Source organism: Streptomyces qaidamensis (genome assembly GCF_001611795.1).
Taxonomy (GTDB): Bacteria; Actinomycetota; Actinomycetes; order Streptomycetales; family Streptomycetaceae; genus Streptomyces; species Streptomyces qaidamensis.
In genome coordinates, this window is record NZ_CP015098.1 from 3,412,365 (window position 1) to 3,436,796 (window position 24,432).

23 protein-coding genes and 2 tRNA genes are annotated in these 24,432 nt (G+C 71.7%); 10 read left to right on the forward strand and 15 right to left on the reverse strand.

Annotated elements, in window-relative coordinates:
• The first annotated feature begins 307 nt into the window (after positions 1-307).
• Entirely contained in the window at positions 308-1,066 is a 759-nt protein-coding gene (locus A4E84_RS14945) for an IclR family transcriptional regulator (protein WP_062927055.1), read from the forward strand.
• 118 nt (positions 1,067-1,184) lie between these two features.
• Positions 1,185-1,258: transfer RNA gene (locus A4E84_RS14950), tRNA-Lys, on the forward strand.
• On the opposite strand, the gene A4E84_RS14955 is transcribed toward A4E84_RS14950, so the two are convergent.
• The 5 genes from A4E84_RS14955 to A4E84_RS14975 form a co-directional block, all read right to left on the reverse strand.
• Positions 1,224-2,891 carry a long-chain-fatty-acid--CoA ligase gene (locus A4E84_RS14955; RefSeq protein WP_079128970.1) on the reverse strand — a complete coding sequence of 556 codons (1,668 nt, stop codon included), beginning with the start codon at positions 2,889-2,891 and terminating at the stop codon, positions 1,224-1,226. The two genes, A4E84_RS14950 and A4E84_RS14955, sit on opposite strands and share 35 nt — an antisense overlap.
• A gap of 85 nt (positions 2,892-2,976) precedes the next feature.
• Positions 2,977-3,471 (reverse strand): hypothetical protein, encoded by a 495-nt coding sequence (locus tag A4E84_RS14960; protein WP_062927056.1) that lies wholly within the window; start codon positions 3,469-3,471, stop codon positions 2,977-2,979.
• Between the two features lie 107 nt (positions 3,472-3,578).
• Complete coding sequence (locus A4E84_RS14965; RefSeq protein WP_062927057.1) at positions 3,579-4,184, reverse strand: lytic polysaccharide monooxygenase auxiliary activity family 9 protein; 606 nt, start codon at positions 4,182-4,184, stop codon at positions 3,579-3,581.
• Positions 4,185-4,285: 101 nt separating this feature from the next.
• The gene (locus A4E84_RS14970) at positions 4,286-5,407 is read right to left on the reverse strand and encodes an SPFH domain-containing protein (protein ID WP_062927058.1); all 1,122 of its coding nucleotides are present in this window, start codon (positions 5,405-5,407) and stop codon (positions 4,286-4,288) included.
• Between the two features lie 84 nt (positions 5,408-5,491).
• Positions 5,492-6,817, reverse strand: coding sequence for a peptidoglycan-binding protein (locus A4E84_RS14975; protein WP_062927059.1), 1,326 nt, complete (start codon positions 6,815-6,817; stop codon positions 5,492-5,494).
• A 200-nt stretch (positions 6,818-7,017) separates the two neighbouring features.
• Here A4E84_RS14975 and A4E84_RS14980 point away from each other — a divergent pair.
• From A4E84_RS14980 to glxA, 4 genes are all read left to right on the forward strand, one after another.
• Positions 7,018-7,091 (forward strand) — tRNA-Lys (locus A4E84_RS14980).
• Between the two features lie 86 nt (positions 7,092-7,177).
• Entirely contained in the window at positions 7,178-7,891 is a 714-nt protein-coding gene (locus A4E84_RS14985) for a FadR/GntR family transcriptional regulator (protein ID WP_062927060.1), read from the forward strand.
• Between the two features lie 326 nt (positions 7,892-8,217).
• Complete coding sequence (locus A4E84_RS14990; protein WP_062927061.1) at positions 8,218-10,218, forward strand: glycosyltransferase family 2 protein; 2,001 nt, start codon at positions 8,218-8,220, stop codon at positions 10,216-10,218.
• Positions 10,215-12,155 (forward strand): radical copper oxidase GlxA, encoded by a 1,941-nt coding sequence (gene glxA / locus A4E84_RS14995; RefSeq protein ID WP_062927062.1) that lies wholly within the window; start codon positions 10,215-10,217, stop codon positions 12,153-12,155. The genes A4E84_RS14990 and glxA overlap by 4 nt, the downstream gene beginning before the upstream one ends.
• Positions 12,156-12,225: 70 nt before the next feature.
• Here the strand turns inward: glxA and A4E84_RS15000 are convergent, their stop codons facing one another.
• The 6 genes from A4E84_RS15000 to A4E84_RS15025 form a co-directional block, all read right to left on the reverse strand.
• Positions 12,226-13,263: a glycoside hydrolase family 6 protein gene (locus A4E84_RS15000; RefSeq protein ID WP_062927063.1), complete on the reverse strand. Its 1,038-nt coding sequence runs from the start codon at positions 13,261-13,263 to the stop codon at positions 12,226-12,228.
• A 190-nt stretch (positions 13,264-13,453) separates the two neighbouring features.
• Positions 13,454-14,131 carry a class F sortase gene (locus tag A4E84_RS15005; RefSeq protein WP_062927064.1) on the reverse strand — a complete coding sequence of 226 codons (678 nt, stop codon included), beginning with the start codon at positions 14,129-14,131 and terminating at the stop codon, positions 13,454-13,456.
• Positions 14,132-14,133: 2 nt separating this feature from the next.
• A complete protein-coding gene (locus tag A4E84_RS15010) occupies positions 14,134-14,856 on the reverse strand; it encodes a hypothetical protein (protein ID WP_062927065.1) in 723 nt (240 codons plus the stop codon).
• 121 nt (positions 14,857-14,977) lie between these two features.
• Positions 14,978-15,757, reverse strand: a complete 780-nt coding sequence (locus A4E84_RS15015) for an HAD-IIA family hydrolase (protein WP_062927066.1) — start codon at positions 15,755-15,757, stop codon at positions 14,978-14,980.
• Positions 15,758-15,864: 107 nt separating this feature from the next.
• Positions 15,865-16,647, reverse strand: coding sequence for an LPXTG cell wall anchor domain-containing protein (locus A4E84_RS15020; protein WP_062927067.1), 783 nt, complete (start codon positions 16,645-16,647; stop codon positions 15,865-15,867).
• A 97-nt stretch (positions 16,648-16,744) separates the two neighbouring features.
• A complete protein-coding gene (locus A4E84_RS15025; RefSeq protein ID WP_062927068.1) occupies positions 16,745-16,960 on the reverse strand; it encodes a hypothetical protein in 216 nt (71 codons plus the stop codon).
• Between the two features lie 120 nt (positions 16,961-17,080).
• On the opposite strand from A4E84_RS15025, the gene A4E84_RS15030 reads away from it, so the two are divergent.
• The gene (locus tag A4E84_RS15030) at positions 17,081-17,911 is read left to right on the forward strand and encodes a TetR/AcrR family transcriptional regulator (protein ID WP_237304918.1); all 831 of its coding nucleotides are present in this window, start codon (positions 17,081-17,083) and stop codon (positions 17,909-17,911) included.
• A 91-nt stretch (positions 17,912-18,002) separates the two neighbouring features.
• Here the strand turns inward: A4E84_RS15030 and A4E84_RS15035 are convergent, their stop codons facing one another.
• Complete coding sequence (locus A4E84_RS15035; RefSeq protein ID WP_062927069.1) at positions 18,003-19,355, reverse strand: ROK family transcriptional regulator; 1,353 nt, start codon at positions 19,353-19,355, stop codon at positions 18,003-18,005.
• A gap of 95 nt (positions 19,356-19,450) precedes the next feature.
• On the opposite strand from A4E84_RS15035, the gene A4E84_RS15040 reads away from it, so the two are divergent.
• The 3 genes from A4E84_RS15040 (at position 19,451) to A4E84_RS15050 (ending at position 22,029) form a co-directional block, all read left to right on the forward strand.
• Positions 19,451-20,542 carry a Gfo/Idh/MocA family oxidoreductase gene (locus A4E84_RS15040; RefSeq protein WP_062927070.1) on the forward strand — a complete coding sequence of 364 codons (1,092 nt, stop codon included), beginning with the start codon at positions 19,451-19,453 and terminating at the stop codon, positions 20,540-20,542.
• 69 nt (positions 20,543-20,611) lie between these two features.
• Positions 20,612-21,061, forward strand: coding sequence for a heme-degrading domain-containing protein (locus A4E84_RS15045; RefSeq protein WP_062927071.1), 450 nt, complete (start codon positions 20,612-20,614; stop codon positions 21,059-21,061).
• Between the two features lie 101 nt (positions 21,062-21,162).
• Entirely contained in the window at positions 21,163-22,029 is an 867-nt protein-coding gene (locus tag A4E84_RS15050; RefSeq protein ID WP_062927072.1) for an LLM class F420-dependent oxidoreductase, read from the forward strand.
• Positions 22,030-22,065: 36 nt separating this feature from the next.
• On the opposite strand, the gene A4E84_RS15055 is transcribed toward A4E84_RS15050, so the two are convergent.
• The 3 genes from A4E84_RS15055 to A4E84_RS15065 are packed head-to-tail and all read right to left on the reverse strand — an operon-like array spanning position 22,066 to position 24,258.
• A complete protein-coding gene (locus tag A4E84_RS15055; protein WP_062927073.1) occupies positions 22,066-23,334 on the reverse strand; it encodes a hypothetical protein in 1,269 nt (422 codons plus the stop codon).
• The gene (locus A4E84_RS15060) at positions 23,331-23,864 is read right to left on the reverse strand and encodes a hypothetical protein (RefSeq protein WP_062927074.1); all 534 of its coding nucleotides are present in this window, start codon (positions 23,862-23,864) and stop codon (positions 23,331-23,333) included. Before A4E84_RS15060 ends, A4E84_RS15055 begins: the two co-directional genes overlap by 4 nt.
• A 1-nt stretch (position 23,865) precedes the next feature.
• The gene (locus tag A4E84_RS15065) at positions 23,866-24,258 is read right to left on the reverse strand and encodes a hypothetical protein (protein WP_062927075.1); all 393 of its coding nucleotides are present in this window, start codon (positions 24,256-24,258) and stop codon (positions 23,866-23,868) included.
• Positions 24,259-24,432: the final 174 nt, after the last annotated feature.

Here is a 24,432-nt window from a genome sequence, read left to right on the forward strand (position 1 = left end):
GCGGTCGCACCCGATCGCGTCGCGGCGCCGGCGGACCGCCCGGCCGGGCCGTGTCCTTCAGTGAGCCGGAGAAGGACCGCACGCGGCAGTTCCTCACCGCAGCGACACAACTACCGCCTGTGACCAGGCGGAACGCGGGGCCCGGAGGCTGGGGCATGCATCTGGCATATTCCAGAGGGCCAATGCCCCAGCCTGGAGCCCTGCGAATCTTGTCAACCCCCGCTTCCCGCATGCCCGTTGCCCGGTATCGTGGAGGGGATTCGCTGTCCGGATTACGGCCCAACAGCAAGCGCAGGGGGAGACCACCGTGGCGCTGAAGCACGAGCCGACCACCCCGTACCACTCGGCCCAGGAAGCCCTGCGCGTCCTGGAGACGGTGGCGCGCGGTTCCAGCGGTGTCACCGACGCCGAGATAGCCCGCCACACCGGCATCGCCCCGGAGCGACTGACCGCGCTCCTGCGCATGCTCCGCCGCGAGGGGTACGTCGAGCAGATCGCCGCCGGCGCGTACGTCACGGGCGAGACCCTGGCCCGACTCGGCTCCGCCCACCACCGCGAGCAGGCCCTGCGCGACAAGCTCCAGCGCACCCTGGACCGGCTGCGCGACTCGGTCGGCGCCGCCGTCTACATGAGCCGGTACGTCGACGGCGAGATCAGCATCACCCAGTATGCCGCCAGCCCGGCCGCGCCCGCGGTCAACGAGTGGGTCGACTTCCGCTCCTCGGCCCACGCCACCGCCATCGGCAAGAGCCTGCTCACCCAGCTCGACCACGCCGGCCGCCGCGACCACCTCGCCCGGCACAAGATGGCCCGCCTCACCTCGCGCACCATCACCAGCGACCGGTTGCTGCTCTCCCGCCTGGAGGCCCAGCCGCCCACCGTGCCCGTCCTGGACCTCCAGGAGTACGCGGTCGGCACGGTCTGCGCGGCCGTCCCGATCACGGCCGGCTCCTCCGTCGGCTGCCTGGCCCTGTCCCTCCCGGTCGAGCACGCCCACCGCCTGCGCCAGGCCGCGGACGCCCTCAACCGCAGTGCGGCACCGGTGCTGCTCTCCATGGCGATCTAGGCCCGTCGCGGATGCTCCGGAGCACCCGGCGCGGGTGGTCCGGAGCACCCCCCGACATTGGGTAGTATTTTCTCCGTCGCCCGCCGCGGAACACCTTCCGGCGGCAGGCGAGAGTCATGCGCCGCTAGCTCAGTTGGTTAGAGCAGCTGACTCTTAATCAGCGGGTCCGGGGTTCGAGTCCCTGGCGGCGCACGGATGAGGGGCCTCTCGTGGGAGCGAGGGGCCCCTCAGCGCGTTCAGGATCCCCATCGGCCATCCAGCGGTACGTGCGCTCCCCCGGTTCCCTCCGCCACACCGGGTCCGCGCAGGTGAGGCCCTCCCTGCGCAGCTCCGCCCGGTGGATCTTGTTCGTCGCCGTCACCGGCATTCGCTCCACCACCCGGACGAACCGGGGCGCCATCTTCGTCCCCAGATCGGGCTGAGCGGCCAGGAATCTCGCGAAGCTCTCCGGATCGAACGAGCCGGCGATCGTCGCCATCACCTGGTCGCCGGTGACCGGGTCCGGCACGGCGTACACGCAGACCGCCTCCGCCCCCTCGTAGCGGGCCAGGATGTTCTCGATCATCGCGGCCGCCAGGTTCTCGCCATCGACGCGGAGGCGGTCGTCGGTGCGGCCGGCGAAGTACAGGTAGTCGTCGGCATCGCGGCAGAAGAGATCGCCCGTCCAGTACCAGCCTCCCCCTCTGCGGCGTTCCGCCTCCGCCCGCGGATTGCGCCAGTAGCCCTCGAAGGCGCTGGGTCCCCGGTTCACCAGTTCGCCGATCGCCTCGTCCCCGTTGAGCAGTCGCCCCGCCCCGTCGAAGACGGCCGCCGGGCACTCCTCGCGGGTGTCCCGGTCGAGGACGACGAGCCCGGGTGCCGCCCGGCCGACGGCGCCCGGCGGTGTGCCCGGTGACCACGCGATCGCCGCCCCGCCTTCCGACGAGCCGTAGCCCTCCACCAGCCGCACCCCGAACCGCCGCTCGAAGGCAGCCGCGTCCACCGCGCCCGCCTCCGTGCCGAAGCCCAGGCGCAGGGAGTTGTCGCGGTCGTCCGGCCGCGGCCCGGTCGCGAGGACGTACTGGATCGCCCGGCCCACGTACGTGAAGTACGTCGCTCCGTACCGGCGTACGTCCGGCAGGAACCCGGACGCCGAGAAGCGGTGGCGCAGCGCCACCGTCGCACCGGTCACCAGCGCGGGTGCCCAGTCTGCGATCACCGCGTTGCCGTGGAACATCGGCATACAGACGTAGTGGACGTCGTCGGCGGACAGGGCGAACTGGTCCGCCAGGGAGCGGCCGGCGGCCGCCAGGCGGCCCTGGGAGCAGAGTGCGGCCTTGGGGGCGCCCGTCGAGCCGGAGGTGAAGTAGAGCAGGAAGCGATCGCGCGGGGTGGCGCGGGAGGGGTCCGGGCGGGCGTCCGCGTAGGAGGTCAGGAGCTCGTGGTACTCCGTGGTGTCCGTCACCAGCAGGCGGACGCCCGGCAGGTCCAGACCCTCCAGCAGCGGCAGGTGGGCCCGCTCGGTGATCAGGACGCGGCACTCGGTGTGGAGGATGTCGCGGGCGAGTTCGGCGCCGCGGCGGGTGGGGTTGACCCCGGCGACGGCCGCCCCGGCCAGGGCCACCGCGCCCAGCCACAGCGGGAACTCGGGGGTGTTGTCGAGCAGCACGCCGAGGTGGGGTTCGGCGGCCGGCGGGAGGAGGTCCGTGAGGAGTGCGGCCCGGGATGCCGCGCCCGCCGCCACCTCGTGGTGCGTCAGGGTCCGGTCCTCCCAGCGCAGGCCGGGGCGGTCATCGCCCCACCGGGCGGCGATGAGTTCCGCGACCGTGCTCGCCCTGGATTCCATGGGCGCGCACGGTAGTTGACGTGTCGTCAGATGTGGAGGGTCGCGCCACCACGGATCACGCCACCACGGCTCACGGCACCACGGCTCACGGCACCACGGACGTCCGGCTGTCGACGCTGAAGACGACATCGCCGTACTCGCCGAAGGCCTGGCTGTACGTGACGACGAAGCCGGCGCAGAACACGACGACCACGCCGAGGAACGCGAGGATGCCGATCGCGCCGACCGCCTGCTTCACGCGGCTGGGCGCCTGGGCCGTGGCCACGACCTGGCGGCCGTCGGTGTAGTGGACCGTGACGTAGTCGCCCTCGACGGTCGTCGCGGGGCCGCCGTCCTCCTCGAAGCGGATGACCCGGCCGTCGTGCGCGATGAACTCGTAGACGTGGTGGAGGGTGGTGCGGACCGAGGTTTCGCCGTGGCCGCCGCCGACCGTGGTGAAGGTCCGCAGGCAGCGGCCCTCGGCCGTCAGGCCGCTGTTCCAGGCGCCCCGGATCTGCAGCCAGCGCCGCACGACCCGGTAGGCCATGAAGACGGCCAGGGCCATGATCAGTCCGGGCACGACGTAGAAGATCACGTCCATCGCGTATCCCCCGAGGTCGATGCGCCGGCCCCGAGCGGCCGGCGTGGGAGGAACCTACCCGCGCCGGCCGCACCGGTGACTCAAGAGAACCTCAGAGTTCGGAGGGTTCAGAAGGCGACGTCCGAACAGGCGTAGAACGCGTTGGCCGTGTCGGCGATCGTCCAGACGGCCACGATGACGTGACGGCCGCTCAGCCCGGACGGCAGCCTGCCGCTGTGGGAGAGCGTGGACGGCGGCCGCTGCCCGTTGTAGGGCACGGTGAAGAACGGGGTGAGGTTGAGGTCGGACCGGGCCAGGCTGTGGTTCTGGTTCCAGCCCGGCTTGGTGATGTAGTACTTGAAGTCGGTCGTGGCGTGCATCGCGGTGAACTGCCAGCGGAACGTGTAGCTCTGTCCACCCGTCACCTTCGTGGCGGGCCAGGCACCGCCGGACGGTGTGCGCGGTGCGCTGAGCTGGCCGAAGTGGCCGAGGCCGGCGTTGCAGATCTGCCCGTCGGCCGGGCCGGAGGCCGGGAAGCCCTTCGGGCCCTCGACGCTCTGCGGCTCCCACTGGATCGAGCCGCAGTTGGTCACGGTGCCGTTCTGGCAGAGCTTCTGCCGGCTGATGGGGAGGTCGGTGTAGCCGTGGCCGCTGGCGCCGCCGGAGGAGAGCACGAGGGCTCCGGTCGTGGCCAGTCCCACCGCGGCTGCGGACAACTTGGTCCTTGTACGCATGCTGCCGCTCCTGGAGAACGTGGGGGAGGTTCAGTGAGCCGTGCATGTAGGTCTAGACCAAGTTCGAGATTATGGCCGCTAGTTGAACATGTCCATACCAATCACGGGGCTGTTTCTCCCCGGCCGGCGCAGAACGCCACCGTCAGGTCCTTCACCAGCGCCTTCCGCTCGTAGTCGTCGAGTTCGACCAGTCCCCGCACGGTCAGCCGGGTCACCGTGTCCTCCACCGAGTCCACGACCGAGGTGAGCACGCTCGCCCGGTGCTGTGCGTCCAGCGCGGCCATCCGGCGGCGGTGCATCGCGGCGGCGACCTCGGGGGCGTACTCCACACGGACCGGCTGCACGGAGAACACCTCCAGGCCGACCGGGGCCGCGTCCGTCGCCACCAGCCGGGTCAGCGTCTCGGCCGCCGCGTCCCCGGCCCCCCTCGGCCCGCCCGGCGTCTCCACTGGAACCCGGGCCAGAGCCGCCTCGACGCACTCGCGCAGATACGTCTCGTGGTCCTCGACGCCGAGCGTGGCCCGGGCGGTGTCCCGCACCCGCCACACCACCAGCACGACCACCCGCAGCGCGACTCCGCCCCCGTCGGCCGCGGGCACCGGTTCGCTGCGCCAGTGCCGCAGCCGTACGTCCACCCGGCGGCGCAGCAGCAGTGGGTTGACCCACAGCAGGCCGGAGCGCCGGACGGTGCCCCGGTAGCGGCCGAACAGGTCCAGCACCCAGGCCCGCCCGGTCCGGCCCCGCGCCAGCCCGCCGAGCCCGAACAGCCCGAGCGCCCCGGCCCCCGCGTACGCCGCCCACTGCGCGGGACCGAGCCCGGCTCCGGCGATCGCGGGCAGCCGCAGTGCCTCCACCGCGAGCGGCGGCAGCACCCCGGCCCACCACGAGGTGGCCACGCAGCCGGCCGCACCGCACGCCCCGGCCAGTACACCGGCCGCGCCGGGCAGCACCCGCGCGGGCCGCTCCACCAGGTCGGGATCGAGCTGCGGCACCGGTCGTTTCGGGGCGATGGCCGGGCGCCTGAGGCGCGGCTGCTCCCCGGTGCCCTGCCTGCGGCCCACGACCGCCGGTTTCAGCGGCACCGTCGCCGGGACGGGGTCGTCGCGGAACAACAGGTGGACGGGGATCTCGGTGGTGGCCGCGTTCTGGATCAGCCGGGCGGACCTGGCCGGTCCGTCGGCCGGTCCGTCGGGCTCGGACGGGTGGGAAGTGGTCGTACTCATGCCTGCCTCCAGCCTCCGCGCCAGATGCGTCACATCAGTGGTCGGTGAGGGACCGCCCGGAAGAGCCGGGGCGGACCGAGGGCCTTACGAGAAGAGGCGCCGCCAGGTCTCCGGCCCCGGGTAGCCGTCCGCCGCGCCGCCCCGCCAGCCCTGGGTGCGCTGGAAGGCCTCGACGGCGCGCCGGTCCGCCTCGGTCCAGCGCGGTCCCGGCCCGACCTTGTAGAACCGGCCGAACCCCTTCCGCACGAGCTGCCTGCCCAGCTGGGTGACGTAGGCGTTGTCCGCACCCGGGCGGAACAGCGCCCGCCCCGGGTAGCCGGGCACGCCGTGCGAGGCGGGCGGCGGGCCGACCGCCCCGTCCTTCACGTCCTTGCCCTCGCCGGAGACCAGCAGCTCCCAGGTGCGCGGGCCGGGCAGCCCGTCGGCGTCCGCGCCCGTCCAGCCCTGCGCCTGCTGGAACGCCCGGGTCGCGCGGCGGTCGGCGTCGGTCCAGCGCGGCCCCGGGCCCGACGCGTACGAGCCGCCGGCCCCGCGCGTGACGAGCATCCGGCCGAGCAGCGTGACGTACTTGTTGTTCGCGCCGGGGCCGAAATACGCCGCTCCCGGATACGGCGTGACGGCCGGGGCGCCGGGCTGGCCGCCGTCCTTCCCGGGCACCGTCTCCTCCGGGGTGACGCCCTTGTAGCGGTAGGGCACGTACCGGTCGGAGTCGTTCCAGTAGGCGTACGGGGTGGACTGGCGGCGGGTGTGCGGGCGGGTCTGCTCGTAGGCGGTGTAGTGGGTGTGCGCGGCGTCCGTCCAGCCGCCGAAAATGGTGACGTGCGAGCCGTTCGCGGGGTCGGACGCATTGTGGAACAGCAGAATGTCGCCCGGCTGGAGTTCTTCCTTGGAAATGCGCTCCCCGTACTGGGCGAGGCTGCCCGTCCATTCGTTTCCGGGAAGCCGCCAGGCCATCGAGACATAGCCGGAGCAGTCCTGCCGGTAACCGTCGGACCAGAAGGCGCTCATGCTGTACGGCACCTTCGCGGTGACCCAGGTCCTGGCCCGGTTGATGATCTCCGTGCGGGTGATGGCGGTGGGCTTGGGAGCGACGGACGGCTTCGCCGGGCGGCCGCCGGGGCCGTGCAGCGGGGCCGAACCGCCCTGGGGGCTGTCGGGCTCGTCACCTGCGGCGACACCCGGTCGGTGGGATGCGTGCGGGGCGGCCGCAGCGGGTACGGCGTGACCGGCGCCGAGGGCGGTGGAGGCCACCGCCGCCAGGGCGAGGGCCCGGTGCGCGGCCGGGTGAGCGGCCGGGTGAGCGCCGGCCCGGCCGGACCAGGAATGCGGCAGGGCACGACGCCAGTGGACGCAGCCGGGGCAGTCGCAGTCGCTCGCGGGGTCGATTTCCTCGAATACCGGAGACTCCATGCGATTCCCCTCACACTTCCGGCGGAAAATGCGGCGCCCGAGCACCAGAAGGCGCGCGTCGTCAGTTTCGCAACTGTCGCCCCCATGCGCATGCTGACGGTCCGAATGATGTACGCGGGAGCCTTAACCGCCCCCTCCCGGCCCCGGGCCGGGTGGTCCGGAGCACCTGCGCACGTCCTGTAGAGTTACGGCGTCAGCAGGCGCCGCTAGCTCAGTTGGTTAGAGCAGCTGACTCTTAATCAGCGGGTCCGGGGTTCGAGTCCCTGGCGGCGCACCGACCGGAAGGCCCCTCGCGGAAGCGGGGGGCCTTTTGTATGCCTGTGCACAGCCTGCCGCGGTCTGGCCGGATACCCTCTCGCCATGGCAGCGCGTGACCTACAAGAGCGGATCAAGAAGCTCATCATCGACCGCCGGCTGGCCTCCGGGGCCCCGCTGCCGACCGAGCCCGAGCTGATGGAGTACCTCGGCGCGAGCCGGAACTCGGTGCGGGAGGCACTGAAGGCGCTCCAGGCGATGGGCATCGTGGAGATCCGGCACGGCTTCGGCACCTACGTCGGCCCGATGTCCCTGGCCCCGATGATCGAGGGCCTCGCCTTCCGCACGGTCGCCGGGCACTACCGGGGCGAGGACTCCCTGCTGCAGCTGCTGGAGCTGAGGGAGGCGGTGGAGACGGGCCTGGTGTCCCGGCTCGCCGGACGGATGCCGGAAGCGGACCTCGTTGAACTGGACGCGCTAGTCGTTCGTATGGAAGAGGAGGCCGCGCAGGGAGCCGGCCTCGCCGAGACCGACCGGGCCTTCCACGCCACCCTCTACCGGGGGCTGGACAACGTGCTGCTGTGCGAGGTCCTGGAGGCGTTCTGGGACGCCTTCCACCGGGTCCGCACGGACCTCGGGGGCGAGCCGCAGGACCCGAAGGTGACCTGCCGGCAGCACCGGGAGATCCTCGACGCGGTGCGGTCCGGCGACGCGATGCGGGCGGAGGAGGCCATAAGAGAACACTTCGGCAACATCCGCGCCCGCCTGTCCACAACGGCTCCACACGGCCCCCACACCCGTCACAATGAACGCGTTTGACCGGTAACCACCGTGTTTCGCATCTTGCGATCATGATGGACGCCGTAGAACCCTGGTCATCTGGCTTTACAAGGTGCTGCGGGTTCGCGGCAGTTGGGGGGCTTTAGGGCCGGTTGCAGGCTGAGCGGGGGTAGGGGCCCGCGTTCATGAACCGATGCCGTGGGGGGCATCATGCAACCGGAAGGTCGCGTTGCCGTGTCTATAGGGTGTGGATGACGTGGTGACTGCGATCCACCACTGATACGTCTGTGAAGGTCGAGGGGGACCTGGAGCAGACGGTAAGAAGCTACGAAACACGCGGTTGCCCGCGTGTGGGGGGATGACTCATGACGTCGAGGCCGACGGGTGCCCGGCAGGACCACGACCCGTCCCAGACCACCCAGCTCAGGGTGCCCGGGCACCGGATGAGCACGACGGGGACGTTCCGGCGGATCAAGAAGACCCTGCCGAGGTACGACTACGAGCACTACAGCCGGCTCGCGGGTCCCCTCACCCAGCCGGATCCGAGCAAGCCGTACAAGGTGCAGTACCGCTCGCTGATCTCGCAGGAACCGCACCGCATCCGGGTCGCCCTGATGCTGGCCGCGGCCCCGGTGCTGTCCCTGGTGCTGCTGTTCTGGCTGCTCCAGCCCGAGCACTGGACCGAGCGCGACTACCCGGCCTTCGACTGGCTGCCCACGCTCGACATGGTGATGCTCGTCTCGATCGGCCTGATCGAGTTCTTCCGCTGCATGAACGTGCTGTCCAACGCGCACGCCACGCTGGTGGCCCGCGACCCGATCCCGGTGGTGCCCGAGACCGGCACCAGAGTGGCCTTCCTCACCTCTTTCGTGCCCGGCAAGGAGCCGCTGGAGATGGTGACGAAGACCCTGGAGGCGGCCGTCAAGATCCGCCACCGGGGCCTGATGCACGTGTGGCTGCTCGACGAGGGCGACGACCCCGAGGTGAAGGCGGTCTGCGAGCGCCTCGGCGTGCACCACTTCTCCCGCAAGGGCGTCGCGAAGTGGAACCAGGCCAAGGGCCCGCACCGCGCCAAGACCAAGCACGGCAACTACAACGCCTGGCTGGAAGCGCACGGCGACAACTACGACTTCTTCGCCTCGGTCGACACCGACCACGTGCCGCTGCCCAACTACCTGGAGCGGATGCTCGGCTTCTTCCGCGACCCGGACGTCGGCTTCGTCATCGGCCCGCAGGTCTACGGCAACTACGACAACCCCATCACCAAGGCCGCCGAGTCGCAGCAGTTCCTCTTCCACGCGCTGATCCAGCGCGCCGGCAACCGCTACGGCTCCCCCATGTTCGTCGGCACCTCCAACGCCGTGCGCATCAAGGCGCTGAAGCAGATCGGCGGTCTGTACGACTCGATCACCGAGGACATGGCGACCGGCTTCGAGATGCACCGCCACAAGAACCCGGCGACGGGCCGCAAGTGGCGCTCGGTGTACACGCCGGACGTGCTCGCCGTCGGTGAGGGCCCCAGCGCCTGGACGGACTTCTTCACCCAGCAGATGCGCTGGTCGCGAGGGACGTACGAGACGATCATCGGGCAGTACTGGAAGGGCTGGTACTCGCTTCCGCCGAGCAAGCTCTTCAACTACACGATGATGATCATCTTCTACCCGATGTCGGCCCTCAACTGGATCCTGGCGGCGCTGAGCTGCTGCCTGTTCCTGGGCCTGGGCGCCTCGGGTGTGAACATCGACCCGGCGGTCTGGCTGATGCTCTACGGCAACGCCTCCGCCCTCCAGATCGGTCTGTACGTCTGGAACCGCCGGCACAACGTCTCGCCGCACGAGCCGGAGGGCTCCGGCGGTGTGGCCGGCATGGTGATGTCCGCGCTGTCGGCGCCGCTGTACGCGAAGGCGCTCATCGACTCCGTGCTGCGGCGCAAGAGCAAGTTCGTGGTCACGCCCAAGGGCGACTCGGCGAGCCCGGACCGCTGGTTCGGCACGTTCCGCTACCACTGGTACTTCGTCGCCATCTTCGGTGGGTCCATCGCGGCCGGCTTCGTCTTCGGTCACTCCCACCCCGCGATGATCATCTGGGCGACGTTCGCGCTGCTGATCACCGCCTCGCCGGTGTTCGCCTGGCGCTGGCAGCTGCGGCAGGACGCGAAGAAGCCCGCCGCCCATGCCGCGGAACAGCCGCAGGACCCTGCTGGGCCGAACCGGACGCAGCCGCTGCCCATCCCGCAGCAGCCGTCGGGGCACGTCCCGCAGCAGAAGCCCACGTGGGCCGCCACCCCGGGCGCACACGGGGAGGTCGGGGGAACCGACCAGACCATGCAGATCGCCCTTGGTGGACTTGGGGGACGTAAGGAATGAACGACCGTGCAGGCCGCCGCCGGGCCCGTCGACTCGCGATCGGCACGGCGGTGGTACTCGCGCTGGCCGGGATGAACGGGCCGTGGCTCTACCGCTTCAGCACCGAGAAATACCACCAGTACACAATCAACAAACCGGAGTACAAGGCCGCGAACGGCAAGTGGGAGATCATCGATTTCCCCGAGGAGTACCGGCAGAACACCATCCACGCGGCGCTGCTGCGCACCGGCAAGGTGCTGCTCGTCGCGGGGTCGGGCAACGACCAGGACAACTTCGACGCGAAGAAGTTCGACACCCGGATCTGGGACCCGGTCAAGGGCACCATCAAGAAGGTCCCCACACCGGCCGACCTGTTCTGCACCGGCCACACCCAGCTCGCCAACGGCAACCTGCTGATCGCGGGCGGTACCAAGCGCTACGAGAAGCTCAAGGGTGACGTCACCAAGGCCGGTGGCCTGATGATCGTCCACAACGAGAACCCGGACCAGCCGATCACGCTGCCCGCCGGCACGAAGTTCACGGGCAAGGAGAACGGCAAGACGTTCGTCTCGAAGGACCCGGTGCTCGTGCCGCGCGCGAAGAAGGTCTTCGACAAGGCGACCGGCAGGTTCCTGCGCAACGACCCCGGTCTCGGCCGGATCTACGTCGAGGCGCAGAAGCGGGGCAAGAAGTACGAGACGGGCACGCAGGACAACTACCGCGTGCACGGCCTGAAGGGCGCCGACGCCAAGAACACCTACGGCATCGCGCAGAAGCTCGCGCTCGACAAGAAGGACTTCCAGGGCATCCGGGACGCCTTCGAGTTCGATCCCGTGGCCGAGAAGTACATCAAGGTCGACCCGATGAAGGAGGCCCGCTGGTACCCGACGCTCACCACCCTGAGCGACGGGAAGATCCTCAGCGTCTCCGGCCTCGACGACATCGGCCAGCTGGTCCCGGGCAAGAACGAGGTCTTCGACCCGAAGACCAAGAAGTGGACCTACACCGACAAGGTCCGGCAGTTCCCGACGTACCCGGCGCTGTTCCTCATGCAGAACGGCAAGGTCTTCTACTCCGGGTCCAACGCGGGCTACGGGCCGGACGACGTGGGCCGTGAGCCGGGCGTGTGGGACGTCGACACCAACAAGTTCTCGAAGATCCCGGGGCTGAGCGATCCCACGCTGATGGAGACGTCGGGCACGGTACTGCTGCCGCCGGCGCAGGACGAGAAGTACATGGTGGTCGGCGGCGGCGGCGTCGGCGAGTCCGAGAAGTCCAGCGAGAAGACCCGGATCGTCGACCTGAAGAAGGCGGACCCGCGCTTCGAGGACGGCCCGTCCCTGGACAAGGGCACGCGCTACCCGAACGCCTCGGTCCTGCCCGACGACAGCGTGCTGATCTCCGGCGGTTCGGAGGACTACCGCGGCCGCGGTGACTCCAACATCTTCGAGGCGCGGCTCTACGACACGGAGAAGAACGAGCTCAGGCGCGTGGCCGACCCGCTCGTGGGCCGCAACTACCACTCCGGGTCGATCCTGCTGCCCGACGGCCGCGTGATGTTCTTCGGCTCCGACTCGCTCTACGCGGATGCGGCCAACACCAAGCCGGGCGAGTTCGAGCAGCGCATCGAGATATACACGCCGCCGTACCTCTACGGCGACGGGGACCGGCCCTCGCTGTCGGGCGGGCCGCAGACCATCGAGCGCGGCGGGACGGGGACGTTCACCTCGTCGGACGCGGCGAAGGTCAAGAAGGTCCGGCTGATCCGGCCGAGCGCCGCCACGCACGTCACCGACGTCGACCAGCGGTCGATCGCCCTGGACTTCGAGGCGTCCGGCAGCAAGCTGACCGTGACCGTGCCGGAGAACCGGAACCTGGTCCAGGCGGGCTGGTACATGATGTTCGTGACGGACGCCGACGGGACCCCGAGCAAGGCGCAGTGGGTCAAGGTGCCCTGACAGACAACCGGAAAGGGGCGCTCTCCGCGAGGAGAGCGCCCCTTTCGTATGGTCCGGGAGGGACCGGTCGTCAGCCGGTGGCCTTCGCCAGCTTCAGGGCGTAGTCCGCCCACCACTGGCCCGCCTTGGGTCCGCCCTTGCACTCGCCGTCCGACTCGCCCGGCCGCTTCACCCACAGGTACGCGTCGACCAGCGGGTCGGCCGTCTTCGTCGTCGGGGTCTCCCCCAGGGAGCGGCCCGGCGGGTTGCACCAGCGCTCGTCGGGCTTGCCGTCGGTGTAGGGGCCCTTGCCGTTGCGGCTGGTGTCGATGACGAAGTGCTTGCCGCCGACCTTGGCGGAGAGCTTCTTGCCGTAGGCGATGGAGTCTTCGGTGGAGTAGAAGTTGGAGACGTTGACCGAGAAGCCGTCGGCCTGTGCGATGCCCGCGCGGTTCAGCGGTTCGAAGATCTGGTCGGGGTTCTGCCAGCCGGCGTTGCCCGCGTCGAGGTAGACCTTCGTGTTCTTCAGGGACTTCAGCTTGGTGACGGCGCCCTTGAGGAGGTCGTAGCGCTCCTCGTGGAACTGCTGGGGCGTGCAGCCGTCGACGAGGTGGAGCAGCGCGTCCGGTTCCAGGACGATCGTGGCGGGCCGGTCTCCGATGCCCGCGGCCACGCCGTCGACCCAGTCGCGGTAGGCGTTGCCGTCGGCTGCGCCGCCCTGCGAGTACTGGCCGCAGTCGCGGTGCGGGATGTTGTAGAGGACCAGCAGGGCCGTGCGGCCGGCCTTGTCGGCGGCTTCGGTGAGGCCGCGGGTCTGCTGCTGCGGGTCGTCCGGGCCGACCCATTCGGCAGTCGGCTGCTCGGCGATCTTGCGGATCTCCTCGGCTTCCTGCTTCTTGCCCGACTTCTCCAGCTCGGCGAGCTGCTGGGCCGCGGTCCCGTCCGGATTGACCCAGAACGGGGCTTTCTTCTTGGGCTGTTGGGTGATCCCGGCGCCCGCGTCGGCGGGCTCTTCCGATCCGTCTCCTCCGTCGGAGGAGGAACACCCCGTGATCAGCAGTGCCGCCCCCAGCACCACTGCGGACATCCGCCTCCCGGCGAACACCCCGGCCCCCCTGCTGCCGTACATCCAACTCCCCCTTGGGTGCAGCGTGACAAGTCTCAATCCTGACATACGTCCCGCGGCACCCACGAGGCAAACCCCACCTGCGCGGATGACGCAGCGCCACCGTGCCGGGACGTGGCGTCGTCCGAGCCCGGCTTCAGGGGGAGCGGTCGCCGACCGGGCCGGGTGGCCGCACCGGGCCCCGCCGGGTCCGTCAGAGGCCGGTCCCCGTCAGATACGCCGAGACGACCACGTTCGCCGTGTAGCTGCGGGTCGTACGGTCGAAGCTGCCGCCGCAGGTGACCAGCCGCAGTTCGGCCCGCCCCGACTCGCGGGGCCCGTAGGCCTGGTGGGCGTCGAAGCGGTCGCGGGTCAGGACCTGGACGGACTCGACGGTGAACTCGGCGACCTTGGCGTCGGCCCGCAGCACCCGGATCGTCTGGCCGGGCCGCATGGCACTGACCTTGTAGAAGACGGCCGGCCGGGTGCCGGTGTCGACATGACCGACCATCAGCGCGGTGCCGGGCGCCCCGGGCGCGACCCCGCCGGCGTACCAGCCGACCACACCCGGCTGGTCGTACGGCGGTGGGTCGAGCGCACCGTCGGCGTCGAGGCCGCGTGCCACCACGGGGGCCTGGACGCCGAGCCCGGGGATGTCGACGCGCTGCGGCAGCGCGTCCCCCAGCGGGCGGTGCTCGGGCGGCAGCTTGATGTCCGGGGGCCGTCCGGCCGCCGCCATGTCGCCCGTGGCGGGGGCGGAGATGCCGTGCCGCATCTCGGTGACCTCGCGGCCCCACAGCCACAGCCCGAGCAGCAGCACCACCCAGGCCATGCCGGTCAGCAGGCGGCCGGTGCCGGAGAAGCGTCTGTCCAGGTGATCGCGATCCCGCATGGTCAGTCCGTCCCGCGGCCCCGGCGGACACCGCGTCGCAGCACGACGATCACCGCGGCGGCCACCCCCGCGAGTACCAGCCCGGTCACCCCCTGCGCCGCGCCGGGACCGGCGCCCCGCTCCTCGGCGGCGATGCGCTCGGCGGCACCGCCACCGCCCGCCCGGACGGGGGCGACGGGCGAGGCCGGCGCACCGGGCCGGTGAGAGGGGAACGTCTCCGGGTCACGGCCGGGAGCGGACGGCTGCCCGCCCCCTTCCGGCGCGGGCTGCTGCCCGCCCCTACCTGGCGCGGGCTGCTGTCCGACCTCACCGTTCGCCGGCTCACCGTGCGCGGGCTGCTGTCCACCGGCCCCGGACACGGGCAGCGGCGCGGCGCCGGACCCCCGCGCCGTGCCGTCCCGGACGGTGAGGGTGACGGTCTGCCTCGCGGCACCGCAGGTGATCCGCACGGCGTACGGACCCGCCTCGATCGTGGAGCGGACGCGGCTCTCACCGGCAAGCTCGCGCGCTCCGGTGACGGTGAGCCGGGCGTCCGCGACGAACGCCGCCGAGGCGGCCACGGCCGTCCGCTGCGCGCAGCCGGTCAGGCGGAGTGTGACGTCAGTGCCGGGGGCGGGGGCCGCCGGGGTCACCGAGACGCTCCCCTCGTCCGCCGCGTACGCCGAGGGGGCGAGGGCGACGACGGCCAGGACGCTCGTACAGACAGTGACTCTCAGGAAACCCATCGTGAACCTCCAGACGCCTGGAGCCTCCCCCGGGCGGAGGGCCGTCGCATCCTCAGGGACGCGGCGGCTGCTCCGTACGGGTGACGACGGGTTTGAGCTCTTCGGGTGCCGGCGCCCGGGCTCAGACCCGTTCGACGAGGTCCGCGATCGAGTCCACGACCTGCGACGGCCGGTAGGGGAAGTCCTCGACCTGTTCGGGCCGGGTCAGGCCGGTGAGCACCAGGAACGTCTGCATCCCGGCCTCTATGCCGGCCAGCACGTCGGTGTCCATGCGGTCGCCGATCATGGCGCTGGTCTCGGAGTGCGCCCCGATGGCGTTCAGCCCGGTCCGCATCATCAGCGGGTTCGGCTTGCCCGCGAAATACGGCTTCTTGCCGGTCGCCTGGGTGATCAGCGCGGCCACCGCGCCGGTCGCGGGCAGCGGTCCCTCGGTGGAGGGACCCGTCTCGTCGGGGTTGGTGCAGATGAACCGGGCGCCGCCGAGGATGAGCCGAACCGCCTTCGTCATGGCCTCGAAGGAGTACGTGCGGGTCTCGCCGAGGACGACGTAGTCCGGCTCGTGGTCGGTCAGGATGTAGCCGATGTCGTGCAGCGCGGTGGTGAGCCCGGCCTCGCCGATGACGTACGCCGAGCCGCCCGGCCGCTGGTCGTCCAGGAACTGGGCGGTGGCCAGGGCCGAGGTCCAGATGCTCTCGATCGGCACCTCCAGGCCCATGCGGCGCAGCCGGGCGTGCAGGTCGCGCGGGGTGTACATCGAGTTGTTGGTGAGGACCAGGAAGGGCTTCCCGGACTCGCGCAGCTTCTTGAGGAAGGCGTCGGCGCCGGGGATCGGTACGCCCTCGTGGATGAGCACACCGTCCATGTCGGTGAGCCACGACTCGATGGGCTTGCGGTCTGCCATGTGCGGGATCTCCTGCCGTACGCGGTCCAGCGTGCGACCCAGCCTAGACAGTGGCGGGATCTTGCGGAATGGCCCGCGTGCGGCGTCCCGACTGGCGGGACGCCTGATCAGCGGCGACGGCGGGCGACGAGCAGGACCCCGCCGCCGGTGAGCAGCAGGGCCGCGGCGGCGACGACCTGCGTGCCGGTGCCCGTCCGGGCCAGTTCCTCAGCGAAGGGGAACCGGTCCTCGCGGGGCGGGACGGAGGCGTCGGGGTCGGGGTCGGGGCGGGTCTCCTTACCGGTGTCGGTGTCGGTGCCGGTGTCGGTCCCCGCGTCCCCGCCGCCGATCCCGAACCGGTAGTCGTTCGACTGCCCGACCCAGTCGCCGTCGTCGTCGTGCCGCTGCACCACCGCGGCGTTGGCCGTGACGTCGTTGGGCACGGCGTCCGAGGTGAGCATGAGCCGCACCTTCACGGTGACGGTCCTGCCCGGCCCGACGGTGAACCCGGCGAACCGGTCCTCCTCGTCGGTGAACGCCCCGACCAGTTCGTCCTCGCCGGTCTTCTCGAAGCGCACGGGGTGGGCCCGCGGCCCCTCGAAGAACTCGAGACGCGGCTGGGACGGTTCCAGAGCGCGCTTGTCGTCGACGAGGACGACGACGGGGTGGATGCCGGTGCAGGTCCGGTCGGTGGTGTTGGTCAGGTCGACGTACCAGGTCCCGAACCCGCCCCCGGCCGTGTAGGAGTCCGGCCCGCCGTGGATGCGGGTGGTGAGCGGGAAGGTGTGGTCGTCGGGCGCGGCACAGGCGGGCGCCGGGGCGTCCGCGTACGCCGGACGAGCACCGGGGAGCAGGACGGCGGCCGTCGCTGCCGCCGCCAGGCAGAGATGAGCGGGCGTGCAGAGTCGCATGATGATGTGACATTCCGACCGGCGGGGATCGCGAGACGGCGCCCGCCCGAATCACCCCCGAACGGCGGCGCGGATCCGCCCGGTCGGCGGACGCGACCTAGCGGCGGCCCAGGGCCTTCGCGCGTGTGTGGGCCCAGCCCGCGAGGACGAGACCCACCGCGGTGAGGACCGCGTAGGTCACCAGCAGCGGGACGAAGCCACCGGGCAGCCCGCCCAGCAGGCCCCGCTTGTCGTCGATGAGGAGCCGGGCGAGCCCCTGGACGCACACCGCCAGCACCAGCATGCCGAGAACCTGCAGGATGTCGTACTTCATGGCCTTCCTTTCCGCTAGGAACTACGTTACGAACGTATCAATCAGCGGAGGTATATCCGCCCGATATGGCAGGCGATCTTCTGATTACGTCACACTTTCTCGACGCGCTATCGTGGAAAGGTGCGTGACGAAAAGACGCGGGCGTGCCCGGTGTGCGGCGCGGCCCTGACCCGTCCGAGCCGGGGCCGTCCGCCCGTGTACTGCTCCCGGAGCTGTCAGGCCCGGGCCTACCGCAGGCGCAGGCAGCCGCTGCCCGAGCCGGGCACGCCGCCCGCGTCCCCGCCGTCGGACGTCCGGGCGCGGCAGCGGCGCCGGATCGCCGAGGCGGTGTGGCGGATCGCGGCCGGACAGGGCCTGGACGCGGCCAGCATGCGCAGGATCGCGGCGGAGGCGGGGGTGTCACTGCGGGTCGTGCAGTACCACTTCGACTCCAAGCACGCCCTCCTGGTGGACGCGCTGCGCCTGCTGCACGAGGAGAACGAGCGGCTGGCCCGGGCGCGCATCCCGTACGACATGACCGACCCGTGCGCGCTGCTGCGGGCCGTGCTGGACGAGTTCCTTCCGCTGGACGAGCAACGCGCCTTCGCCCTGCGCGTGTTCACGGCGTACTACGCGCGCAGCCTGACCGATCCCGAGCTCGCGGCGGTCTTCCTGGCGGCCGAGCAGCCGCTGGAAGACCTCGTCGCGGACATCATCGGGGCCGGCCAGGCGGCGGGGAGCACGGCCCCGGGCATCGACCGGGCACACGAGGCCGACCTGCTGGTGTCGGGAGCCGTCGGGCTGGGCCTGGACGTCGTACACGAACGCCGGTCCCTCGCGGGAGTGCGGAAGGTGCTGGACTATCACCTGGCCAGGATCTTCCCGGCCGAGGCCGCAGTGCCGTTGGCGACCGCCGGGGCCGCCGGGCATCGATCGTCAGCGCCCGGACATCAGCCGCGCACCGCGCCCTGATACCGGCCCCGGCACCAGCTCAGCCGGCGCTTCTCGCGCAGCGTCCTGCCCGAGCCGCTGAACCGGCCGAGCCACTCCCCGACCCGGCGCTTCAGATGCCGCCACGCCCGAACACCGGCCCCAGCACCAGCTCGGCCGCCCCCGCCGCCACGACGCCGCCGCCCCCCGCCGCGACGCGCACCGGTACAACGTCCTGGCCCGTGCGCCTGGCCCAGGCCTCCAGCACCGCGCCGACCCCGTCCGTGAAGGTCTCCGGGGCCGCCGCCACCGTCCGGCCGCCGAGCAGGACGACGTCGATGTCGAGCAGCCCGATGAGGTTCGCCGCCCCGGCCCCCAGGACCCGTGCCGCCTCCCGCAGATCACCGCGCGCCACCGCACCGAGGCACAGGGCCTCGACGCAGCCCCGGTTCCCGCAGGTGCAGGGCGGGCCGTCGAGCTGGATCACCTGGTGGCCGAACTCCCCGGCCCCGGTCCTGGCACCCCGGTGCACGCTGCCGCCGATGACCAGCCCTGCGCCCAGTCCCGTGCCGAGGTGCAGGTACGCGAAGGAGCCGCACTCGCCACCGGCGGCGAGGCCCAGCGCCGCCGCGTTGGTGTCCTTGTCGACCACGACCGGCGCGCCGAGCCGCTCCGCCAGCGCCTCCCGCAGCGGGAAGCCGTCCCACTCGGGGAATCCGGTCACCCGGTGCAGGACCCCCCGGGCATGATCAAGCGGCCCGGGCAACGCGATCCCTACGCCGAGCAGGGCGGGGCCGAGCCGGGCCGGGCCCAGCAGGGAATCCCCACTGCCCCCGGCAGCCCCCTGCCGGGAAGCCTCTCCGAGCCCAGCCGCCCCCTGCGGGGAGGTCTCACCGACCTCGGCCGCCCCCGACCCGGATGCCCCGCCGGGACCCGCCTCCTCCTGCTGGGGCCCTCCGTCGACCGCCCCCTGCCGGGAGGCCCCGCCGCCCCCGGCCGCTCCCAGCCGGGGAACCACACCCGTCCCGGCCGCCGCCAGCGCTTCCGTCACCGTCTCCCGTACCGCCCCCAGCACGGCCTCCGCCCCCGCCCCCAGGTCCAGCGCGGCCCGCCGCTCCCCCACCACCGTGCCCCGCAGGTCCACGAGCACGGCTCGTACCTCGTCCCGGTCCAGGTGGACGCCGACCGCGTGCCCGGCCTCCGGCACCAGCCTCAGGACCGTGCGCGGCTTGCCCCCGGTCGACGCCCGGCGTCCCGCCTCCGCCGCGAGGCCGTCCTCCCGCAGCCGGGCCGTGATCTTGCTGACCGCCTGGGGAGTGAGCCCGGTGCGCTCGGCGAGTTCGAGCCGGCTGATGCCCTCGTCCCCTGCCGCCCGCAACAGGTCGAGCACCAGCGCGGCGTTGTGGCTGCGCAGGGCGAGCAGGTTCACCCCGCCGCCACCCGGCCCGACCGGACCGGTCGTCCCCGGCCCTCCCGCCCCGCGCATGCCGCCCACTCCGCCCGTACGGTCGTCCGCCCTGTTCACACCACCATTGTCCCCGGCGCTTGCACTTTGGCAACAGCGTTGCGAAAGTGGGTGGCATGACTGGCACACCCCCCGGCACAGCCCCCGGCTCGCCCCTCCGCGTCGGCCTTATCGGCTACGGCCTCGCCGGCTCCGTCTTCCACGCCCCGCTGATCGCCGCCACGGAGGGCCTCGCCCTCGACACGGTGGTCACCTCGAACCCGGAGCGGCAGCAGCAGGCCCGCGCCGAGTTCCCGGATGTCCGCCTCGCCGCCACACCGGACGAGCTGTTCGCCCGGGCCGCCGAGCTGGACCTGATCGTCGTGGCGTCCCCGAACAAGACGCACGTGCCGCTCGCGACGACCGCGCTGAAGGCCGGCCTGCCGGTCGTCGTCGACAAGCCCGTCGCGGGCACCGCGGCCGAGGCCCGCGAGCTGGCCGCCCTGGCCGAGGAGCGCGAGCTGCTCCTCTCCGTCTTCCAGAACCGCCGCTGGGACAACGACTTCCTCACCCTGCGCAAGCTGTTGAACGAGGGCGAGCTGGGCGACGTCTGGCGGTTCGAATCCCGCTTCGAGCGCTGGCGTCCGAAGCCGAAGGGCGGCTGGCGGGAGTCCGGCGACCCCGCAGAGATCGGAGGTCTGCTCTACGACCTCGGCAGCCATGTCGTCGACCAGGCCCTGGTCCTGTTCGGCCCGGCGGCCTCCGTCTACGCGGAGACGGACATCCGCCGCCCGGGCGCCGAGACGGACGACGACACGTTCATCGCGATCACGCACACCGGCGGCGTCCGCTCCCACCTCCACGTCTCCGCGACGACCGCCCAACTCGGCCCCCGCTTCCGCGTCCTGGGCTCTGCCGCCGGTTACGTCAAGTACGGCCTCGACCCCCAGGAGGCGGCACTCCGGGACGGCCTTCGCCCCGGCCCCGGCTGGGGTGCGGAGCCCGAGTCGCTGTGGGGCCGCGTCGGCTCCGGCGAGTCCCCGGTCACCGGCGGCGGCCGCGCCGAACCCACCCTCGCGGGCGACTACCCGGCCTACTATGCGGCCGTGGCGAAGGCCCTGCTGGAGGGCGCCCCGAATCCGGTGACCGCACGGGAGGCGGCCGCCGCCCTGGACGTACTGGAGGCCGCCCGTCGTTCGGCCCGCGAGAAGGTGACGGTGACGCTGTGACCCACAAGAGCAACCCCCCCCCACAGCCAGGGGCTCACCCCGAAGTTCCACCCGGAGCTCACCCCGAGCCTGGAGGAGCTGGAGAAGCAGGAACGCCACCTGGTGTTCCGCCAGTTCACGTACGACGACGCCTGGGCGCTCGGCTCGCTCCTCGTCGAGCTGGCCCGGGAGCGGCATGCCCCGGTCGCCATCGACATCCACCGCGCCGGCCAGCAGCTGTTCCACGCGGCCCTGCCGGGCTCGACCCCGGACAACGACGCCTGGATCGCCCGCAAGCGCCGCGTGGTCGAGCGTTACGGCTCCGCCTCCTACCTGGTGGGCGCCCGCTTCCGCGCCAAGGGCAGCACCTTCGAGGAGTCCTCGCGCCTCGACCCCGACACCTACGCGGCCCACGGCGGCTCGTTCCCGATCACCGTCGACGGCGTGGGCGTGATCGGCGCGGTGACGGTGTCCGGGCTGCCGCAACTCCAGGACCACCGGCTGGTGGTGGAGGCGCTGGAGCGGTTCCTGGACCGCTGACCTTCGTTCCCGGAACGAGCCCGGAATGAGCGGGGACCCCCTCCGGTTGGCACCTGCGTACGCGTGATCGAGCACGGCGCCCACCGGAGGGACCCCACCCCATGACCACCCCCCTGAAGGACACCGTCGGCCGGTACGGCATCTGGAGCGTAGGCCTGCGCTCGGAGGACCCGGACCGGCGCGGCGAACTCGCCGAGGCCGCCGCCGAACTGGAGGAACTCGGCTACGGCGCCGTCTGGCTGGGCGGCAACAGCTCCGCCGCCAACGCCGCCCCGCTGATCGGGGCGACCTCCACGCTCACGGTCGGCACCAGCATCCAGAGCATCTGGCAGCACGAACCGGACGCCGCCGCCGCGGCCTTCGCGGAACTGGAGTCGGCCCACCCCGGGCGTTTCCTGCTGGGCCTCGGGGTCAGCCACGCCAAGCGCGTGGAGCAGTACGCCCGCCCCTACTCGGCGCTGGTCGGCCACCTCGACGGCCTGGACACCGCGGGAGTTCCTGCGGAGCGCCGGCTCCTGGCCGCCCTGGGCCCGAAGTCGCTGCGGCTGGCCCGCGACCGGGCGGCGGGCTCGATCCCGTACCTGGTCACCCCGGAGCACACGGCGCACGCCCGCGAGATCCTGGGCGACGCCCCGCTGCTGGCGCCGGAGCTGGGCGTCGTCCCGGAGACGGACCCGGTCCGCGCCCGCTCCCTGGCCCGCGAGTTCCTGGAGATCTACCTCCCCCTGCCGAACTACACCAACAACTTCCTCCGGCACGGCTTCACCGAGGACGACCTGAAGGACGGCGGCAGCGACCGCCTGGTCGACGCCCTGTTCGCCTGGGGCGACGACCAGGCGATCCGCACCAGGATCGACGCCTTCTTCGAGGCGGGCGCGGACCACGTCGCCCTCCAGGTCCTGACCGGCGAGCCCCGCGACGCCCTCCCGAGGAAGGCGTGGCGCGAGGTGGCGGCTCTGCTCGCCTGAGCTGCTTCCGCCAGGGGCGGTCCGGCAGGGCACGGTTCAGATCAGGGCCATGCCGGTCAGAACGGTCGAGCACACTGCGGCGCCGGCCGGCCACAGCAGCCACCTGCGGCGGCCGTCGGCGACAGCGGCCGCGACCAGGATCTGCGCGATGGCGGCCATGGCGGCCGCCGCGCCGAGGTACACGCCGCGGCTGCTGGCCAGCTCCGCGAAGGACACCTGGCGTTTCTGCTCGTCCCGCAGGTCCGACAGGTGCTCGGGATCCTCGGCCAGAGTCGTCACCGTCGCGGCGTCGACGCGGTCGGCGCGGGTGGGTGGACGCCCCATGTACTCGGCGATCTCGCGCACCCGTTCCGCGGCCCGGGTCTCGACCGCGGCCACCACTCGCTCGTGTCGTGCCTGACCGGGTGCGATCCCGGTCTCCAGCGAGGCGCGTTCGCGGGCCATCGCCCGGAGCTCGGTGAGCTCTGCCGCTCGGCGGCTCTCTTCCAGGAATGCCATGCGCTGCCCGAAGGCCAGAGCGGCGGTACCCAGCTGGCTGGCCTTGCGGGCTGCCTCCGCCTGGGCCCGCTGTTCGCCGCCGGCCGCGTAGACGGCCCCGAGGGGCAGCACCATCAGCAGGACGACGACGAACAGTTGGAGCAGCGCGGCGAGGCGGCTCTCCCCGGTGCGCGTGAGGGCCGGCTGGGGGATGAGCTGCAGATTCCTGATGACGCGCCGGCGGTCCGGCCCCGGTGGTCTGCGCAGAACGCGCGGCCGCACCACGTTCGCGGCGACCACCCCGGCGATGACGGCCGCCCCGGCGAGCGCGGCGAACCCGAGCCCCCACATGACCCATGTGTCCCCGGACCGCATCGTCGCCTCTGGCTCGAGGCCGTAGCGCCCGGGTTTGTCCCTTTGCAGGTCGGCGAGTCGGCGGGGCAGGTCGTAGCCGAGTTCCCGGTGCCGGTAGGCGTCGTGCAGGAAGCTCCCGGAATCGGCGGTGCTGCGCAGGGCGAACGCGGTCTGGGCGGCGATCTCGTACTCCGACGCGGCGGTCCTGCCCTCATGGCGGATCGGTCTCAGCGCGTCGGCGCGCGCCGAGGCCGCGGCCACCTCGAACGCGAGGCGCGCGTCTTCGGTGTAGACCGTGCGCACATCGTCCAACAGGGTCTCCTGACGCGTGATCTCCTGGCGCACCGCGTCCTGGTACGTCCCGGAGGCCTCGCTGAACGCCCATGCGGACAGGGGTGTCGCCACGGTGATGACGGCGAGCAGGACGATCTGGACCCGGATGCGGAGGGCGAACCGCGAGGTGGACGGGTTCACGGCGACCGCCGCTCGTACGTGACCGTCAGCCCCTTCTGGTCGGTGAGAGCGAGGGCGTCGCCCGTCACCTCCCACGTGTGACGCTGAGGGGTGCGCGCAGCGGGCCTGGCCGAGTAGTCGCCCTCCGGATCGCCCGGGTCCCGGCGGGATGTCTCGGCTTTCCGGGGCGTCAGGACGAGCTGCGCCCCTCGGACCCGTGCCGTGCCTTCCGAGGCGTGAGTGACCTGGACGATGCCGTCCGGGGAGTCGTAGGCGAGGACGCCCGTGAAGGTGTAGCCGCCGTCGGCCCGGAAGCGGTACGTGAGGCCGGCGTCACTGTCCTTCGAGTCGCTCTGCCACGTCCCGACGAGGGCCTGGGGGAGCGCCTGTTCGGGCGGATCGGCATGTGTGGTGCTCGGCGCCGGGTTGGGCGAGGCCGTACGGGACGTGGGCCCCGGGCCGGGCGGTTCGCCCCGTGAGGCGCAGGCCGTGACGCCCACGAGGAGGGTGACGAGGAGCAGCGACGACCGAACCGCACCGGTGACAGCCATCTCAGCTCCCACCGATCTGCCGGACGTAGCTGACCCCGTCCAGCATGAGATTCTCGAACGTGTACCCGTAGCCGGCGTCGAATTCTTCGATCGCCCAGTAGTCGTACGCGATGGGGCCGATCGGCACGTACAGGGTCATGGAGGTGCCTTCGGCCACCGCTGATCCTTCGAGGACGAGACCGTTGTTGTAGATGAGGCTCACGTCGCCACCGCTGGAGAAGCGGATCTTGTCGAACCGCACGGAGGTGCCGTCCCCGTCCCATTCGCCGACCAGTTCAGCGGGAACGGAGCCCTTCGGCGCGACGAACGCCGATGACGGAGCAGGCTCCGGCGTCGAGGGCGAGGGCGAGGACGGCTCGGTGAGGTCGTCGGTCGGTGTGGCTGAGGGCGACACGGAGATGTCGCGGCTCGGTTGGGTGTGGGTCGGGGGGCCAGGTGGAGTCGTCCCCCCGGATCCCCTCGAGTTCCCTGAGTCCCCGCACCCCGCGACGACCGCCACCACCAGTAGTGCTCCTGCGATGCCGCGCATGCTGCGCGCGCGTAAGAACGTCATGAGCTAAGCCCTGTC